The sequence below is a fragment of the Saccharothrix sp. HUAS TT1 genome, assembly GCF_040744945.1.
Taxonomy (GTDB): Bacteria; Actinomycetota; Actinomycetes; order Mycobacteriales; family Pseudonocardiaceae; genus Actinosynnema.
Genome location: NZ_CP160453.1, coordinates 8,233,137 through 8,246,272 on the forward strand (window position 1 = coordinate 8,233,137; position 13,136 = coordinate 8,246,272).

Below are 13,136 nucleotides of genomic sequence, written 5' to 3' on the forward strand. Positions count from 1 at the left end.
TTTGCGGAGTCACCACCCGCTCGGATCACCGGGTGGCCAGCGCCTCGGTGGGCGGCAGCCGGCCCGCTCTGACCGCCGGGTAGAGGCCGGCCACCGCGCCGATCACGGTCGTCGCCACCACCCCGCCGAGGGTCGACCACGCCGGCACCACCGAGGGCCAGCCCTGGTAGGTGGCGTACGCCGCGGTGACGAGCACGCCCAGCAGCGCACCGGACGCGCCGCCCAACGCGGACAGGAGCAGGGATTCGGTCAGGAACTGGGTGCGGATCTGGGCCCTGGTCGCGCCGAGCGATCTTCGGAGACCGATCTCGGCCCGGCGTTCCAGCACCGAGACGACCATGGTGTTGGCCACGCCCACACCACCGACCAGGAGCGCCACCGCGCCCAGGCCGAGGAGCAGGGCGTTCAGGGTCTCGTCGGTCGCCTGCTTGGCCGCGAGCGCGTCCGAGGGTCGGGACACTTCCACTTCGTCCGGGTGTTCGGGTTTGGCGGTCGCGGCCAGGCGGGCTTGGACGCTGTGCACGGCGTCCTCCCGCGACCTGGCGTAGACGGTGGTCGGGTAGCCGTCGAAACCCAGTTCCGCGCGGGCCACCGGCCAGCCGATCAGGGCGGCGGTGTCGAGCTCCGGCGCGAGCGGCGTCGGGTGCAGGACACCCACCACGGTGAACCACCGGCCGCCCAGGTGGACGGGTTCGCCGGTGGTGGCGACGCCCAGGCGTTCGGCGGCCTCGTGGCCCAGCACCACGGCCGGGTAGCGGGCGGTGGCGTCGTTGAGGAAGGCGCCCTTGGCGACGGCGCCGCCGACGGTGGCCAGGAGGTCGGGCCCCGCCGCCAGCACCGCGATGCCGCCCGACTGGGTCTCCGGAATGCGGTCGTTGCGGTAGACCTTCACGTCCACCACGACGCCGGTCGCGGTGGCGGACAGGACCGGCTCCATCCGGCCGATCATGCCCACCGCCTCGGCGGGCAGGTGGGTCCGCTCGCCGAACAGGGTCTGACCCGGACCTGCGGTCAGCAGGTTCGTGCCCAGCGCGGCCAGCCGTCGGTCCAGGTCGGCGCGGCTGGATGTGGAGATGCCCACCACCGAGACCATCGCCGCGATGCCGATCGCGATGCCCAACGCCGACAGCACCACCCGCGTCGGTCTGGCCCGCAGGCCTGCTCCGCCCACCCGCAGCACGTCGGCGGGTGAGAGGCGGGCCGGTCGCAGGTCAGCCATCGCCCACCACCCGACCGTCGCGCACGTCCACCCGGCGCGGCAGGGCCCCGGCCACGCCCTGGTCGTGCGTGATCACCAGGACCGTGGCGCCCGCGTCGTTCAGCTCGCGCAGCAGGCGCAGCACGCCCTCGCCCGACGTCGAGTCCAGGTTGCCCGTCGGCTCGTCGGCGAGCAGCAGGGTCGGGCGGCCGACCACGGCGCGGGCGATCGCCACGCGCTGCCGCTCGCCGCCGGACAGCTCGTGCGGCCGGTGGGTGAGCCGGTGGCCGAGGCCGACGGTGTCCAGTGCCTCCGCGGCACGCCGTCGGCGTTCTCGCAGGCCCGCTCCGGTGTAGAGGAGGCCGTCAGCGACGTTGTCCACTGTGGACACACCGGTGGACAGGTGGAACTGCTGGAACACGAAGCCGATCGCGTTGGCGCGCAACGCGGAGAGGGCCCGGTCCGACAGCTCGCGGACGGCGTGGCCGTCGATCAGCACCTCGCCCCGGGTGGGGCGGTCCAGGGTGCCGATCAGGTTGAGCATGGTCGACTTGCCCGATCCCGACGGGCCGACGATGCCCACCAGCTCACCCCGTTCGACGGTGAGCGAGACGTCCCGCAGGGCGACCACCCCGTGGTAGTCGCGGCCCACGCCCCGCAGCTCCACCACCGGCGTCACCGGGGCACCCCCACTTCGACGCCCTCGGCGATGGCGTCGCCGGCGACCTCGACCCGACCGGCGGCGAACAGGCCGGTCTCCACCGGCACGTAGCGCATCGCGCCGCCTTCGACCAGCTGGACGCCGTACTCGCCCTCGTCGAGGGCGACCAGGGCGCCGATCGGCACGGCCAGCACGCCCTCCTTGCGCTCGGACACGAGCACGACGTCCACCGGGGCCGAGTCGAGCCGGCCGAGCGCGGCCTGGTCGGCCACCGAGACCACCACGTCGACCGTGGTCGCGGCAGGGGCGCCCGGTTCGGCGGCGGCGCTGGTGGCGGCCGTGCCGACCGACTCGACCCGGCCGTCGACCGACCTGCCGTCCGGCAGGACGACGGTCGCCGGCACGCCCTCGGCCACCAGGTGCTGCTTACCGACGTCCAGCGGGACGACCACGACCCGCGTGGTGCCGGTGTAGGTGAGGACCGGCCCGGTGGCGCGGCTGCCCGGTGGGACCTTCCACTCGGCCACCCGCACCTCGCCCCCGGCCACCACGACGTCCGACTGCTGCACCACCCCCGTTTCCGGCAGGCCGGACGCCACCTGCCACGCGCGCACGGCGGCGGCCGTGCCGGAGGTGTAGGTGTCGTCCACGGTGAAGCCGCCGTGGCCGAGGGCGGACAGGTTCTCCTCCAGCTGGCGGACGTCCCGGCCCGTGGCGCCGGCGGACAGCGACCGGTAGGCCGGTGTCGCGCCGAACAGCAGCGGCACGGGCCTGCCGTCCACCTCGTACAGCGCTTGACCGCGGGTGATGACGGCGCCGGGTGCGGGCAGCCAGGTGACGGTGCCCTGAGCGCCGACGGGGGTCGGGGTGGCCGTGCCGTGGCTCAGGGCGCCGGTGACCCGTTCGGCGCGGGTGAGCGTCGTCGCCTCCACCTTCGCCGTGGCGGGTGGCAGGTCGGCCGCGTTCGCGGTCGTCGGCTCCGCACCGCCGAATCCGACGGCGGCGGCACTTCCCGCTCCGAGCAGGACCAGGACGCCCGCTCCCCAGGCGATCCGGGCTCGTTTGGTCATGGGGCCACCTCCGCGGGGTCGCCTCGGAACGTTCTCCGCATCGCCGGGACGACGCCGTCAGGACTGATCACCGGTACACCTCTCGACTCGGACATGGCCGACGCGCCCGCCTCCTTTCCCGTCCCTTCGCGGTGACTCACCGGCGGTGGGAAGGGCGATGTGAAGCGGGTGGTGGGGTTGTGGGGGGCAGGTCATCGGGAGAGGGCCGGGAGCTGGTCCTGGCACGCCTCCAGCGCGGACTTGAAGGTCGGGCTCTCGCGATCGATCCCGCCGAGGCCCGCCCGGTTGCCGCCGTTCGGGTCCGGGTCGGGCAGGTCGATCCCGTTGTCCCGCATGCACCGCGTGAAGTGGCGCAACCGGTCCAGCACCGCCGGGTCCAGCTTGGACAGGTCGCCGCCGCCGGGGAGCAGGCTCCGGCACGCCTCGCGGGCGCGGTCGAAGTCCGGGTCGGTCCGGTCGAGCTCGCCCAGGCCGCCGAACCCGCCACCCGGGTCGGGGTCGGGCACGTCGACGCCGTTGTCGCGCATGCACCGGGCGAACTGCTGCGACCGCTCCTCCTGGCTCAGGTCCGCGCTCGACGGCGATGCCGCCCGCTCCGCCCCACTGGCTCCGCACGCTGCCAGGACCAGTGCCAGTGCTGCCGTCGCGATGATCTGCTTCATGTCCCCTCCTTGGCCTGGGGACAGTCGAGCAGGAGGGCTATAACCAGCGCGTAACCCGAACTGCTTATGCGGAGGTTATGGACCCCGGCGGACGATGGACCCATGCGCATCCTGGTGGTCGAGGACGAACCGACGCTGGCGGCGGCGATCGGCGAGTGGTTGCGCCGTGAGGCGTTCGCCGTGGACGTGGTGCACGACGGCGACTCGGCGCTGGAACGCCTCTCCGTCAACGCCTACGACGTGCTCGTCCTCGACCGCGACATCCCGCGCGTGCACGGCGACGTCGTGTGCCGCCGGGTGGCCGACTCCGGCTCCGAGACCCGCATCCTGATGCTCACCGCCGCCGCCGCGGTGCGCGACCGGGTCGAGGGGCTGGCCCTCGGCGCGGACGACTACCTGCCCAAGCCGTTCGCATTCGTCGAGCTGTCCGCGCGCGTCCACGCGCTGCTGCGCCGGGTCGGGCCGCCGAGCCCGCCGGTCCTCGAACGGGCCGACCTCCGGGTCGATCCGGCCCGGCGAAAAGTCACCCGAGCGGGTGAGTCGATTCCCTTGGCCAACAAGGAGTTCGCGCTCCTGACCGAGCTGGTCCGCGCGCAGGGCGCGGTGGTGACCTCCGAACACCTCCTGGAGAAGGTGTGGGACGAGCACATCGACCCGTTCACCAACGCCGTCCGGGTGACCATGGTGAAGCTGCGCCGCAAGCTGGGCGACCCACCGCTGATCGAGACCGTGCCCGGCGTGGGGTACCGGCTCCCGTGATCGGCCGGTGGAGCATCCGCGGGCGGTTGACCGCGCTCTACGGTGGACTGTTCGTGCTCGCCGGGGCCGTCCTGCTGGTGGTCACCTACCTGCTCGCCTGGCAGAGCCTCAACACCCGGCTCCAGCCGCTCGCCGACCTGGACAGCCTGCGCGACCTGCGCACCGCCTCGCCGGACGAGTTGGTCGAAGCGCTTCGCTCCGCGCAGTCCCGCTACCGCGACGAGGTGCTGGAGTCACTGCTCGCCCGAGGGAGTCTCGCGTTGCTGTGCGTGGCCCTGGTCGCGGTGGCGTTCGGGTGGCTCCTGGCGCGCAGCGCCCTGCAACCGCTGCACCGCATCACCGAGGCCGCGCGGCGGATCGCGGCGGGTCACGGCCTGCACGAGCGGATTCCGCCGACGGGGCCGCGGGACGAGGTCGCCGAACTCGCTGAAACGTTCAACGCCATGCTGGACCGGTTGGACCGCGCGTTCGACGGGCAGCGCCGGTTCGTCGCCGACGCCTCGCACGAAATGCGCACACCGCTGGCCGTAAAACGGGCGCTCATCGAGGTTTCCATCACCCGACCGGGTGCATCTGCGGATGCCAAGCAATTGGGATACGAGCTGTTGGAGGTCAACGCCAGACACGAACGGCTCATCGACGGCCTCCTGACGTTGGCCGACAGCGAGAACGAACTCACCGAGCGCACCCGGACCTCCGTCTCCGACATCGCCGAGCACGTGCTGCTCCAGTCGAAGCGCACCGCCGCGGAGGCCGGCGTGGAGCTGCACCACGAGATGTCGCCGTGCGAGGTGGTCGGCGACCCGGTCCTGCTGGAACGCCTGGTGCGCAACCTGGTCGACAACGCGATCAGGCACAACCACCGCGGCGGGTTCGTGGACGTGTCCGCGGAACCGGGCTCCCTGGTGGTGGCCAACACCGGCCCGAAGATCGAGCCGTACGAGGTGGAGGGGCTGTTCCGGCCGTTCCGCAGGCTGGACCGGGACGCCACCGCCACCGGCGAGCGCGGGCTCGGCCTGGGGTTGTCGATCGTCCGCGCCATCGCCGCCGCCCACGGTGCGACGGTGACCGCGACACCGGGGGCGGACGGCGGGTTGGCGGTTGCGGTCAGGTTTGCCGAAGAGATGTGAGGAACGCCCGGAATGGACGGTCCCCAAAGGTCAATCTGGGTCCTGGTCGTTTGCTGTCCCTGATGCCGATCGTGGTCGGTCCCACGGCCAGCTCGACGCAGTTGTTGCCCGCGCCGGAGTAGGTGCTCTTGCGCCACGTCCTGTTGTTGTTCATGTGTCCTTCAGTGCGGTTGCCAGTTTCCTGATCAGCGAAGCCGACTCCTTGGCGGACAGGGCGACCTCGCTCACCATTTCGTCGAAGTGCAGCAGGTACTTCTGCACGTCGGCGCGATTGTCCACCCACTTACCACCACCTGCGTACTCCAGGTACACGGCAGAAGGATCACTGTCCTCGAAGCGGAGAGCGGTCGCGCCACCACCCGACATGGTTCCGTGAGCACCGGCGCCGAACGGAACCACTTGGATGGTGATGTTGTCCTGCTTCCCCTTCTCGAGCAAATGCGACAACTGCTCGCGCATGACGTCGGGACCGCCGACGGTCCGGTGCAGCGCGGCTTCGTCGATGACCGCGTGCAGCCGTAAACCGGGCAGCCTGCGCTGCCGGTTCGCCAACGCCGCGGCGACCTGTTCCACCGAGACCGACGAGTCCATGAACCGTCGGCCGGCGAGCCTGATCGCGGTCGCGTAGGCGGGTGTTTGCAGCAAGCCGGGGATGACGATCATCTCGATGGTGCGCACCTCCGTGGCGTCCGCCTCCTGGCGGGCGTAGGTGCGTGCCTCCGGGGTGAACGCCGCGGCGTAGACCAGCCTCGTCCCATCCTGCTTCGCGTCCTCCCACAACGCTTCCGCCTCACGCCGTTCGGCATCGGTCGCCCCGTAGAGCCCGAGCAGCGCGCTCAGTTCGGTCCAACTCGGACTGATGTAGCCGTTCTCCATCCGCGACAGCGTCGACTGCGTCTTCCGCGTCAGCGCGTGGTAGTCGGTCTCGGTCTTGCCCGCTCGCTTGCGCAGAGCGTTGAGGAACTGCCCCAGCTTGCGCTTGCGTCGGGTTTGGACGGCTGCCATGCGGATCTCTCCTCGCTGGAAAAGAACTGCGAACACCCTAGTGCTGTTCCGCGTTCCGCCCAGTTTCACTCGATCGAGCGCTTACAAGGTGCATATACGCCCAAACGGCATGACCCCGACGACCCTCGCCCCGGCACGGTGACCGCCGGTCGGCTCGCCGACCGCCGTCGGTGGTACCGCCGGCGACGCCGGGCACGCCGTGCGACGTGACCGACGGGCTGGACGAGTGATCGGCGCGGGCCAAGGTCTGGCCACCTGTACATCTCGCAGGTCCGGCCGCGAGACGTCAAGGGGTTCCCGAGCGCCGGTGGAGCCGGTCGCGAGGCGCGCCGACCCCCGCCGAACGGCGGCCGCGCCGGCCTTCACCGTCCGTGCCAGGGAACTCGACCAGGCGGCCTCGTCCCCCGACCGGTCGGCACGACCCCGGAACGCCGCACCCGAGCAGCCGATGATCACCGGATCGGCCGGACGACTCTCCGCAAAAATCGGAGGCGACGATCCCACCGCCGTTGTCGACGGGTTGCGAGAACGCGGCGCGGAGCCGAACGGGGTCGGCGGCTTGACCTTGGAGCGCACTCCAAGGTTCACCGTCGACGCATGCGTGTTGCTGAACTGGCCGACGCGGTGGGGGTCCGACCGGACACCGTCCGGTACTACGAGCGCGCCGGGCTGCTGAACCCGCCGCCGCGCAACACCGCCGGGTACCGGGTGCACCAGGAGGACGCGGTCGAGCGGATGAGGTTCGTGCGGGGCTGTCAGCGCCTGGGGCTGAAGTTGCGCGAGATCGCCGACCTGCCGGCCGTGCGCGACACCGGCGTGTGCCCCTGCGAACCCGCCGAGGAACTGCTGCACCGCCACATCGCCGAGCTGGACGCCGAGGTCGCCCGGCTGTCGGCGCTGCGCGACGAGCTGACCGACATGGTGCGCGGCCTGCCCTCCGGGCACTGCCCGGACATCGAACCGGGCACGTGGCGCCCTCCGGGGCCGACGACCCCGACCGCGACGAAGGGGTGAACAGCGAGGGCTGCCGCCGGGGCGGCGGGGGGCGACGAGGTCCGAACCGTCCACTGTGGTTGCGCGAACATCCCTCGCATCAGCCACCGGTTCAAGCGCAGTCCGCTTAATCCACCTGAAATTGTCGGTCCCCGGGTCCATCATGACCCGCATGGCAGACGCAATCGTGGCCGAAGGACTGGTCAAGCGCTACGGGTCGGTGGTGGCCCTCGACGGCCTCGACCTCGTGGTGCCGGAGGGGACCGTCATGGGCCTGCTCGGCCCGAACGGCGCGGGCAAGACCACGACGGTGCGCGTGCTCACCACGTTGCTGGAGCACGACGAGGGCAGGGCGACCGTCACCGGGCTGGACGTCATCTCCGACGCCAAGGAGCTGCGCCGCCGGATCGGGCTCTCCGGCCAGTACGCGGCCGTCGACGAGAACCTGACCGGCTTCGAGAACCTGGACATGGTCGGCAGGCTGTACCACCTCGGCAAGCAGCGCAGCCGGGAGCGGGCCCGCGAACTGCTCGCGCGGTTCGACCTGGTGGAGGCCGCCGACCGGCCGGTGAAGGGCTACTCGGGCGGCATGCGCCGCAGGCTCGACCTCGCGGGCGCGCTGGTGGCCGAGCCGAGGGTGCTGTTCCTGGACGAGCCGACCACGGGCCTGGACCCGCGCAGCAGGCTGGGGATGTGGGACGTCATCTCGGAACTGGTGGCGGGCGGCACCACGCTGCTGCTGACCACGCAGTACCTGGAGGAGGCCGACCGGCTCGCCGACAAGATCGCGGTCATCGACCACGGCAAGGTGATCGCCCTGGGCACCGCGAACGAGTTGAAGGACCAGGTCGGCGGTGAACGGCTGGAGCTGACCGTCGGCTCCGCGCGGGACGCGGAGGTGGCGAAAACCGCCCTGGCGCCGCTGGCGATCGGGGAGATCGCGGTGGACGACCGCGGGCACCGGCTGACCGTGCCGGTCTCGGGCGGCGCGGACGTGCTGGTCGACGGGATCCGGCGGTTGGACGCCGAGGCGATCAAGGTGCTCGACGTCGGCCTGCGCAGGCCGACGCTGGACGACGTGTTCCTGACGCTGACCGGGCGGGCGACCGGCGGGAACGGCGCCGAGGACAAGCAGGGGGAAAAGGGAGAATGAGCGCGTTCACACAGGCTCTGGGCGATGGCGCGGTCGTCGCCAAGCGCAACCTGATCAAGATCAAGCGGGTCCCGGACCTGATCGTGTTCTCGACGTTGTCGCCGATCATGTTCGTGCTGCTGTTCGCCTACGTGTTCGGCGGCTCGATCGCCATCCCGGGCATGGACTACCGCGAGTTCCTGATGGCGGGCATCTTCGCGCAGACCGTGGTGTTCGGCGCGACGATCACCGGCGCGGGGTTGGCCGAGGACATCCAGAAGGGCGTGATCGACCGGTTCCGGTCGTTGCCGATGGCGCGGTCGGCGGTGCTGATCGGGCGGACCACGAGCGACCTGGCGAACAACGTCATCGTCATCGTGGTGATGTCGGTGACGGGCCTGATCGTCGGCTGGCGGATCCACTCGTCGCCGCTGGAGGCGTTGGCCGGGTTCGCCCTGCTGCTGCTGTTCGCCTACGCGGTGTCGTGGGGCATGGCGATCGTCGGGTTGATGGTGCGCAGCCCCGAGGTGTTCAACAACGCCTCGTTCATCGCGATCTTCCCGCTCACGTTCATCGCGAACACGTTCGTGCAGGAGAACAACCTGCCCGGACCGCTGAAGGCGTTCGCGGAGTGGAACCCGGTGTCGGCGGTGACGGCCGCGGCCCGCAACCTGTTCGGCAACACCAACCCGCTGGCCCCGGCGCCGAGCGCGTGGCCGTTGCAGCACCCCGTGCTGATGACGCTGATCTGGGTCGTGGTGTTCCTGCTGATCTTCGTGCCGCTGGCGATCCGCCAGTACCGCAAGGCCGTGGCCCGCTAGCGAGCGCGGCCGAACCCGCCGGCAAGAGGTGAGCAGGTTTCGAATCGGCCGCACGAAGGGTAGCCGGTGGGCATCAGAGCCCAAGGAGGCGCAGATGTCCACCGGTGCCATCATCGGCGTTGTCGTCGCCGTGCTGGTCGTGCTGGCCGCGATCGCGGTGCTGGCGAAATTCCTCATGCAGCGCAAGAGGTTGCGCTCCAAGTTCGGCCCCGAGTACGAGCGCGCCTTGGAGCACAACGGCAGCCGAATGGCGGCGGAACGCGAACTGGCGGAACGGGAGCGGGAGCACTCGAAGCTGGAGCTCCGCGCCCTCAACGCCGTCACGCGTGAGAGCTACGCCCGCAACTGGACCCGCGTCCAGGAGCAGTTCGTCGACGAGCCGAACGAGGCGGTGAGCCAGGCGGACCACTTGGTCACCGACCTGATGGCCGAGCGCGGTTACCCCACCGAGGGGTACGAGCACCAGGAGAAGCTGCTCTCCGTCGAGCACGCCCGCACGCTCGACCACTACCGCGAGGCGCACTCGATCGTCGAGCGCCAGGAGCGCGGCGAGGCGACGACGGAGGACCTGCGCAACGCGATGGTGCACTACCGCACCGTGTTCGAGGACCTGCTGGGTGACCGCCGGGAAGGGGCGCGGTAATGACCGACCACCGTCAACACCTCACCACCGAGGACTTCGCCGAGCGCACGCCGGCCGACCGCGACACCGCCGACCGCCACACCGCCGACCGCGACGCCCTCGGCCACACGACCTTCGACCGCACGCCGCCCGACCACACGTCGACCGGTCACACATCGGCTGACCACACGTCGGCTGACCACACGTCGACCGGTCACACGTCGACCGGCTACGACACCGCGGACGACCGGTCCGGAGACCGGACCCCCGACACGCGGTTCGACGAGCGCGAGCCGGTCGAGCAGACCCCGGCCGACCACGACGTCGCGGAGCCCGACCTGACCGACCAGGAGCGCTCCGACCGCGAGGCCGTGCCCCAGCAGGAACAGCCGCAGCACTCGCAGCCGACCGAGCTGTCCGAGGTCTCCACGACCGCCGGCGACGCGCCGCTGTTCACCGGGGACGACGCGGCCGACTACCAGGCCGAGTGGCGCGCGCTGCAGGCCGACTTCGTCGACGACCCGCGCGAGGCCGTGCAGCGGGCCGACGAACTGGTCGCCCAGGTGATGCAGAGCCTGGCCACGACGTTCAACCAGCACAAGCACGCCCTCGAAGAGCAGTGGCAGCGGGGCGACGAGGTGCAGACCGAGGAACTGCGACAGGCGCTCAAGCGCTACCGCTCGTTCTTCGACCGCCTGCTCTCGGTCTGATAGCCACTGCGTGGAAACTCCCCGTTGTGCGTCTGGCGACCCAGGTGCACAACGGGTGTTTCACGTCTTCAGCCCGGCAGCTCCCGGATCTCCATCTCCAGCACGTCGATCTCGTCGCTGACCGCCTCGTCCAGCATCCGGTCGAGCAGTTCCGAGGGCTCCGACGACCCCACCCCGCACCGGGGCACCAGCTCCCACCACACCGCCGGGTTGTTCCAGAACGAGCCGGAGCCCTGGTCGACGCCGTCGAGGCAGCGCAGCCGCGGGTCGTCGTCGGGCAGTCGGCGGACGTGGTCGATGAACCGGGCCAGCGCGTCCGGGTTGATCACCGGCACCGCGCCGTACCCGCGCAGGCAGTCTTCGAGTTCCGTCAGGAACTCCTCTTTGAACGTCACGCCGCCACCCCGCTTCCCCCGCGCCGTTGCGGGTGAGGAGGACTCACGTCCCGGAACACCAACGGTACCTCCGCCGAGGCGCGCTGAACTTACTGCCAATGGGCGGTTCCAGGGCAAGATTCGCTAACGGTCCGGTGACCGGGAAGCGACCTCGGGCTCCGGCGGTCCTCTGTGGACGACATCACCGGGTCGTGACCTTCACTCCGACCGCAGCCTCGCCATGAAGCTGAACCGGTCGCCCCGGTACAGCGACCGGACCCGCTCGATCGGCTCGCCAACGTTGTCATGGGACACGCGGTGCAGCAGCAGCATCGGCAGCGCGGGGTTCGTGCCGATGAGCAACGCCTCGCGCGGCGTCGCCAGCACCGTCTCCACCCGCTCCTCGGCCTCGCTGAACACCACGCCCAGCCGCTCGGTCAGGCACGCGTACAGCGACGTGGTCGGGTCGAACACCTCCAGCAGCGTCGGGAACCGCGCGGCGGACAGGTAGGTCGACTCCAGGCCGATCCGCTCGCCGTCGGCCAGCAGCACGCGTTCCAGGTGCACCACCGGCTCGCCGCGCCCGATCCGCAGGTCCGCCGACAGCACGTCGTCCGCGGGCAGGTGCTCGACGGTGATCACGCTGCGCGCCGCGTCCACGCCCTGGCGGCGCATCCCCTCGGTGTAGCTGACCAGCGTCAGCGGGTGGACGAGCTTGGGCGGCGCGACGTAGGTGCCGCTGCCCTGGCGGCGTTGCAGCTTGCCCTCCAGCACCAGCTCGCCGACGGCCTGCCGCAACGTCACCCGCGACACCGAGAACCGCTCGGCCAGCTCCCGCTCCGACGGCAGCGCCGTGCCTTCGCCGAGCGCGTCGACGAGCCACAGCAGCTCGGTCTTCACCGCGTAGTAACGGGGGATGCGGCCGTGTTCGGGGATGCCGGCGCGGACCGGCCCGTCCGCGCGGTACTGGGGCACGTAATGCGAGGCATGCACGCACCGAGCCTACGGGGCGGTTCCGGCCGGTCAGACCGCTGACGGAGTGGGGCGCACGTCACGGGGCCAGGTCGGGCGGGTCCGGGATGGCGTAACCGGAGTCCCCCACGTTGGCCTCCAGCGACTTGCGCCACTCGCCGGAGTCGATCATCTTCCGAACGGCGGCGGCGACCTCCGCCCTGCTGGTCGGGTCGTTCTTGCGCATCCCGATGCCGTACTCCTCCTTGCTGAAAGGTCTGTTGACGACCTTCAGCAGCTCGGGGTTCTGCGCGGCGTAACCGGCGAGGATCACGTCGTCGGTGGTCATGGCGTCCACCTGCTCGGCCAGCAGTGCGGTGACGCAATCGCTGAAGTTCGGGTATTCCACCAGTTGGACGGACTGCGCGAACTGGTCCTTCACGAACTGCGCCGACGTCGTGTTGGCGACCGAGCAGAGCTTCAGCCCGCCCGCGTTCAGCGATTCCGGCCCGGTGATCCGCTCGTCGGTCAACCGGACCAGCAGGTCCTGCCCGGCCACGAAGTAGGGCCCGACGAAGTCGATGACCTCCTTGCGCTTGTCGGTGATGGAGTAGCTGGACACGACCAGGTCGGCGGCGCCGGTGGTGAGCAGCTTCTCCCGTTCCGACGGCGTCGCCTCGGTGAACTTGATGCCGGATTCCTCGACACCCAGTTCCTTCGCCACGTAACGGGCCACGTCGACGTCGAAACCGCGGTAGGTGCCGTCCAAGCGGCGCACGCCGAGACCTGGCTGGTCGTACGCCACGGCGATGGTCAGCTCGTTGGAGTTGTCCGCCTTGCCGGCGACGGTCGTGTCGTCACCGGTGGAGCACGACGAGAGGACGAGCGCGGCGGAACACGCCACAACGAGGGCGCGCAGCGGTGCCAGAGCCATTCTTCCCCTTTTCGGGAGCTTCCTCGGGATGCCGGGAAACCTAAGCGGCTCAACGGACCTGGTCCAGAGGAAAGCGGAAGATGACCGCACATGATCGGTCAAGGGGCAACGGTT

Annotated in this window: 16 protein-coding genes; 7 read left to right on the plus strand and 9 right to left on the minus strand. The window is 70.6% G+C overall.

The features are described from left to right. Positions 1–25 precede the first annotated feature (25 nt). From AB0F89_RS36025 to AB0F89_RS36040, 4 genes are all read right to left on the minus strand, one after another. Positions 26–1,219: an ABC transporter permease gene (locus AB0F89_RS36025; RefSeq protein ID WP_367130749.1), complete on the minus strand. Its 1,194-nt coding sequence runs from the start codon at positions 1,217–1,219 to the stop codon at positions 26–28. After that, complete coding sequence (locus tag AB0F89_RS36030) at positions 1,212–1,877, minus strand: ABC transporter ATP-binding protein (RefSeq protein ID WP_367130751.1); 666 nt, start codon at positions 1,875–1,877, stop codon at positions 1,212–1,214. The genes AB0F89_RS36025 and AB0F89_RS36030 overlap by 8 nt, the downstream gene beginning before the upstream one ends. Beyond that, the gene (locus tag AB0F89_RS36035) at positions 1,874–2,929 is read right to left on the minus strand and encodes a peptidoglycan-binding protein (RefSeq protein WP_367130753.1); all 1,056 of its coding nucleotides are present in this window, start codon (positions 2,927–2,929) and stop codon (positions 1,874–1,876) included. The genes AB0F89_RS36030 and AB0F89_RS36035 overlap by 4 nt, the downstream gene beginning before the upstream one ends. Positions 2,930–3,120: 191 nt before the next feature. Further along, entirely contained in the window at positions 3,121–3,591 is a 471-nt protein-coding gene (locus AB0F89_RS36040) for a hypothetical protein (protein ID WP_367130755.1), read from the minus strand. A 102-nt stretch (positions 3,592–3,693) separates the two neighbouring features. On the opposite strand from AB0F89_RS36040, the gene AB0F89_RS36045 reads away from it, so the two are divergent. Together AB0F89_RS36045 and AB0F89_RS36050 are read left to right on the plus strand one after the other, a co-directional pair. Next, positions 3,694–4,350: a response regulator transcription factor gene (locus tag AB0F89_RS36045; protein ID WP_367130757.1), complete on the plus strand. Its 657-nt coding sequence runs from the start codon at positions 3,694–3,696 to the stop codon at positions 4,348–4,350. A 26-nt stretch (positions 4,351–4,376) separates the two neighbouring features. Beyond that, positions 4,377–5,480 carry a sensor histidine kinase gene (locus AB0F89_RS36050; protein ID WP_367130759.1) on the plus strand — a complete coding sequence of 368 codons (1,104 nt, stop codon included), beginning with the start codon at positions 4,377–4,379 and terminating at the stop codon, positions 5,478–5,480. Here the strand turns inward: AB0F89_RS36050 and AB0F89_RS36055 are convergent. Then, positions 5,458–5,634 carry a DUF397 domain-containing protein gene (locus tag AB0F89_RS36055; protein ID WP_367130761.1) on the minus strand — a complete coding sequence of 59 codons (177 nt, stop codon included), beginning with the start codon at positions 5,632–5,634 and terminating at the stop codon, positions 5,458–5,460. The two genes, AB0F89_RS36050 and AB0F89_RS36055, sit on opposite strands and share 23 nt — an antisense overlap. Further along, positions 5,631–6,485, minus strand: a complete 855-nt coding sequence (locus AB0F89_RS36060; protein ID WP_367130763.1) for a helix-turn-helix domain-containing protein — start codon at positions 6,483–6,485, stop codon at positions 5,631–5,633. The genes AB0F89_RS36055 and AB0F89_RS36060 overlap by 4 nt, the downstream gene beginning before the upstream one ends. A 597-nt stretch (positions 6,486–7,082) precedes the next feature. On the opposite strand from AB0F89_RS36060, the gene AB0F89_RS36065 reads away from it, so the two are divergent. From AB0F89_RS36065 to AB0F89_RS36085, 5 genes are all read left to right on the plus strand, one after another. Next, complete coding sequence (locus tag AB0F89_RS36065) at positions 7,083–7,499, plus strand: MerR family DNA-binding protein (protein ID WP_367130765.1); 417 nt, start codon at positions 7,083–7,085, stop codon at positions 7,497–7,499. Positions 7,500–7,650: 151 nt separating this feature from the next. Beyond that, positions 7,651–8,631, plus strand: coding sequence for an ATP-binding cassette domain-containing protein (locus tag AB0F89_RS36070; RefSeq protein ID WP_367130767.1), 981 nt, complete (start codon positions 7,651–7,653; stop codon positions 8,629–8,631). After that, entirely contained in the window at positions 8,628–9,431 is an 804-nt protein-coding gene (locus AB0F89_RS36075) for an ABC transporter permease (RefSeq protein WP_367130769.1), read from the plus strand. Before AB0F89_RS36070 ends, AB0F89_RS36075 begins: the two co-directional genes overlap by 4 nt. Before the next feature lie 94 nt (positions 9,432–9,525). Continuing rightward, positions 9,526–10,074: a hypothetical protein gene (locus AB0F89_RS36080; RefSeq protein WP_367130771.1), complete on the plus strand. Its 549-nt coding sequence runs from the start codon at positions 9,526–9,528 to the stop codon at positions 10,072–10,074. Beyond that, positions 10,074–10,763 (plus strand): hypothetical protein, encoded by a 690-nt coding sequence (locus AB0F89_RS36085; protein ID WP_367130773.1) that lies wholly within the window; start codon positions 10,074–10,076, stop codon positions 10,761–10,763. The genes AB0F89_RS36080 and AB0F89_RS36085 overlap by 1 nt, the downstream gene beginning before the upstream one ends. 68 nt (positions 10,764–10,831) lie before the next feature. Here AB0F89_RS36085 and AB0F89_RS36090 read toward each other — a convergent pair whose 3' ends face one another. From AB0F89_RS36090 to AB0F89_RS36100, 3 genes are all read right to left on the minus strand, one after another. Further along, complete coding sequence (locus tag AB0F89_RS36090) at positions 10,832–11,158, minus strand: hypothetical protein (protein WP_367130775.1); 327 nt, start codon at positions 11,156–11,158, stop codon at positions 10,832–10,834. 198 nt (positions 11,159–11,356) lie between these two features. Then, on the minus strand, positions 11,357–12,130 hold the full coding sequence (locus AB0F89_RS36095) for a GntR family transcriptional regulator (RefSeq protein WP_367130777.1): 774 nt from the start codon (positions 12,128–12,130) through the stop codon (positions 11,357–11,359). 58 nt (positions 12,131–12,188) lie between these two features. Next, on the minus strand, positions 12,189–13,022 hold the full coding sequence (locus tag AB0F89_RS36100; RefSeq protein ID WP_367130779.1) for a glutamate ABC transporter substrate-binding protein: 834 nt from the start codon (positions 13,020–13,022) through the stop codon (positions 12,189–12,191). Between the last annotated feature and the right edge of the window lie 114 nt (positions 13,023–13,136).